The sequence below is a fragment of the Paenibacillus pasadenensis DSM 19293 genome (assembly GCF_000422485.1).
In the GTDB taxonomy this organism is placed as follows: Bacteria; Bacillota; Bacilli; order Paenibacillales; family Paenibacillaceae; genus Paenibacillus_O; species Paenibacillus_O pasadenensis.
On record NZ_AULW01000075.1, the window covers coordinates 1 to 3,878 of the forward strand.

2 protein-coding genes are annotated in these 3,878 nt (G+C 47.6%); both read left to right on the forward strand.

Annotation, left to right across the window (positions count from 1 at the left end; translation table 11 throughout):
- Window positions 1–779 (forward strand): tyrosine-type recombinase/integrase (locus tag H582_RS26965; RefSeq protein ID WP_043111198.1); only part of this gene is annotated, 779 nt, incomplete at its 5' end.
- A gap of 14 nt (window positions 780–793) precedes the next feature.
- Entirely contained in the window at window positions 794–3,763 is a 2,970-nt protein-coding gene (locus H582_RS0110690; protein ID WP_028598545.1) for a Tn3 family transposase, read from the forward strand.
- Window positions 3,764–3,878 lie beyond the last annotated feature (115 nt).

Below are 3,878 nucleotides of genomic sequence, written 5' to 3' on the forward strand. Positions count from 1 at the left end.
TTGAGACCGCCTACCACCAAGAGGAAGAGATTATATTTCGAATTGAAGATGTGGCTACTCCAACATTAACGCGATATAGGGAAGCAGCACAAAAAATAATGGAATTGAAACCGGCGACCATTAACCGGCGGCTTATTACCCTGAAACGTTTTTTTGAATGGGCCGTGTCAGAATCCAGGATTCGCCGCGACCCTTCGAAGCCGGTTAAATTGGTTCCGGAAGAAAAGGTAAGCCCCAGACAGATGACAGACAAAGAAGAAGCTGCTTTGGTTGCTGCGGCCGAGCATGGCGGTTCTCTTCGGGATCAGACGATTCTAATCGTGATGTTTCACACGGGCTTACGAAGCATGGAAGTGTGTGACTTGGCTCCCGGAGATATTCAAATCGGTAAACGTAGTGGTCAGCTTACGGTCCGATCCGGAAAACGAAATAAACAGAGGGAAGTTCCTTTGAACGCCACGTGTAGAGTTGCTTTAGAAAAATATCTGGCAGAACTCCCTCCGCACAGTCCTTTTCTGTTTCCATCTGAAAAGACCGGCGATCGATTAACCGAACGTGCTTTACGTCATTTAATTCAAAAATATATGAAAGCAGCCCGGCTCGAAGGATTGAGCGCCCACGATCTACGGCACCGGTTCGGCTATGTGATGGCAGAAAACACGCCGTTGCACCGCTTGGCGCAAATTATGGGACACGATAGTCTGGACACAACGATGATTTACGTCAAGGCAACCCGTGCGGATCTGCAAGCGGAAGTCGAAAAAATAGCTTGGCAATAGGGGGATGAAGTACGATGTACGCGAGAGTAAGGGAACTGCTAACTCCGGAGGAACGGCTGCATTATTTGCAGATACCGCCTGATCTTGGCGAATGGGAATTGGGCACTTATTTCACATTTACACAGCATGACCTTGAAATCATACAGCAGCGGCGAAGAGATTATAATCGACTCGGCTTTGCCGTGCAGCTGTGCGTACTTCGTTATCTCGGCTGGACACTTTCTGATACAAAAGAAGTGCCGGTTCAAATTCTTCGTCATATTGCAAAGCAAATCAATGCCGATGTGGAGTCTTTTGCATCTTACGGCGACCGAGAAGCAACGAAGTACGAGCATCTGGATGAGATCCGGAAAGAATATGGCTACCAGACATTCACCTTGAGCGAATATCGTTCTTTGTGCAAGCATCTATTTAGCCATGCAATGGCAAACGGCAATCCCTTACACCTGATTCAACTCGCACTCGAAGATTTACGTAAGCGTAAAATCATTCTCCCTTCAATGGCTACAATTGAAAGAGCCGTTTGGGAAACGCGCAAACGAACAGAAGAAAAAATATTCAAGCTGCTCAGCAGTTCACTGACAGAATTACAAATTGCTAAGCTGGATCGCGTCTTAACCACCATGCCGGAAAGTAGCAAAACCTACTTAGCATGGTTAAGGGAAATTCCAGGTACTAGCTCTCCGGATTCTTTTTTGAAGGTGATTGAAAAACTCGAATACTTACGCGACTTGCAGCTGCAAGTCGATACGAAAGGCATCCATCCGAACCGTCTACGTCAACTTTCTAAAATCGGTTCGCGTTACGAACCTCATTCTTTCAGACGTTTTAATGATCCGAAAAAGTACGCGATTTTAGTAGCGTACCTATTGGAACTAATTCAGGATTTGACAGACCTGGCTTTCGAGATTCATGACCGGCAGATTATGATACTGCTTTCCAAAGGGAGAAAGGCCCAAGAGGAACTTCAAAAGCAAAACGGTAAATCGATCAACGAAAAGGTTGTTCACTTTGCCGATCTTGGAGCCGCTCTTATTAAGGCCCGAAGCGAAGGCATTGATCCGTTTGTTGCTCTTGATGCCGTCATGCCGTGGGATCAGGTCGTCGCATCCGTGGAGGAAGCTAAACGGCTGGCGCGACCAGTTGATTACGACTACTTGGACTTGTTAGAAAAGAAATTCTATGCGCTCCGAAAATACACGCCAACGCTGCTAAAATCGTTGGAATTTCGGTCAACTAAGTCCGCAGAGCCGCTAATGAAGGCGGTCGATATCATCCGGGATATGAATGAAACCGGGAAGCGGAAGGTTCCGGAAGGCGCGCCGCTGAACTTCGTTTCGAACCGCTGGCAAAAGCACGTTTACGACGATGACGGAACGATCAACCGGCATTACTACGAAATGGCTGTCCTGACAGAGTTGCGGAATTACGTTCGTTCCGGGGACGTGTCCATAGTCGGAAGCCGTCAGCATAAGGATTTCGAGGAATACCTTGTTCCGAAAGCCGATTGGAATGGCATTGATCCTAACGCTACAAAGCTTGCCGTCAGTTTGTCCGCAAAGGAATATCTTGAAGAACGGATTGAAGCACTTCTTCAAAGATTAAATTGGGTTTCGGATCACATCGATGAGCTGGACGGAGTAAATTTGGAGAACGGGAAATTGCACATTGAGCGATTGGAGAAAGATGTTCCCGATGAATCCCGAAATTTCAGTCTTTCCCTCTATGAGCTGCTACCACGAATTAAGCTTACGGATCTGCTCATGGAAGTAGCCAACTGGACGAATTTTCATGAGCAGTTTATTCACGCTTCCAGTAACCGCGCTCCGAACGAGGAAGAAACAACAATCCTTATGGCTACCCTTATGGCAATGGGAACGAACATCGGGCTTACGAAGATGGCTGAAGCCACGCCGAGCATTTCATATCGGCAAATGGCCAATACAGCTCAATGGCGGCTGTACGAAGACGCGATGAATAAAGCGCAAGCTGTTCTTGTCAATTTTCATCATAAGCTGGCGCTGCCTTCATATTGGGGGAATGGCACTACCTCCTCATCTGATGGAATGCGCGTCCAGATCGGTGTATCGTCTCTTCACGCAGATGCGAATCCTCACTACGGGACCGGAAAAGGAGCAACGATATATCGCTTCGTGAGCGACCAGTTTTCCACGTTCTATACGAAAGTCATCAATACGAACGCTCGGGATGCCGTACACGTCATCGACGGTTTGCTCCACCACGAAACGGACTTGTCCATTGAGGAGCATTATACGGATACAGCCGGTTACACCGATCAAGTCTTTGGTTTAACGCATTTGCTTGGATTTCGCTTTGCGCCGCGCTTACGCGACTTGGCTGATTCCAAGCTCTACGCTATCGGAAAACCGTCCATTTTCCCTAAATTGGAGAAGCTGCTTCGCGGACAGATTAATACAAAGATCATTCAAGAGAACTACGACGATGTACTCCGGCTGGCTCACTCCATCCGGGAAGGAACCGTTTCAGCATCACTCATTATGGGGAAAATCGGTTCCTATGCAAGACAAAACAGCTTGGCTACCGCGCTGAGAGAAATGGGGCGTATCGAGAAAACGATCTTCATTCTGGATTACCTTTCGAGCGAGGCGCTGCGGAGAAAAATCCATCGGGGGTTGAACAAAGGAGAAGCCATGAACGCATTGGCCAGAGCGATCTTCTTCGGCAAACATGGCGAACTGCGGGAACGTGCGCTACAAGATCAGCTCCAACGGGCAAGTGCGTTGAACATTATCATCAATGCAATTAGCGTTTGGAATACCGTCTATCTCCAGCAGGCAACTGAACACCGCAAAAAGCAAGGTAAGCTTCAGGAAGAACTGCTAAATCACATTTCCCCCCTTGGATGGGAGCACATCAATTTTCTAGGTGAATACAAATTCAACTTCAAGCAGAATACGTCTCTCAACTCATTACGACCGCTGAAACAACAGGAAGGTGAGTGATCGGTAGTCCGGGCGGTGTAGCCCGGACTATTGGGCTTAGAGTAAGAAAAAACGCTAAGCCAGGTACATCCGAAGGCTTAGCGTATATTATCGTTAAAATGTTGGCGGTACCCCT

Coding starts and splice junctions, on each gene's coding strand:
- H582_RS0110690 (WP_028598545.1), top strand. CDS start 794: ATGTACGCGAGAGTAAGGGAACTGCTAACTCCGGAGGAACGGCTGCAT.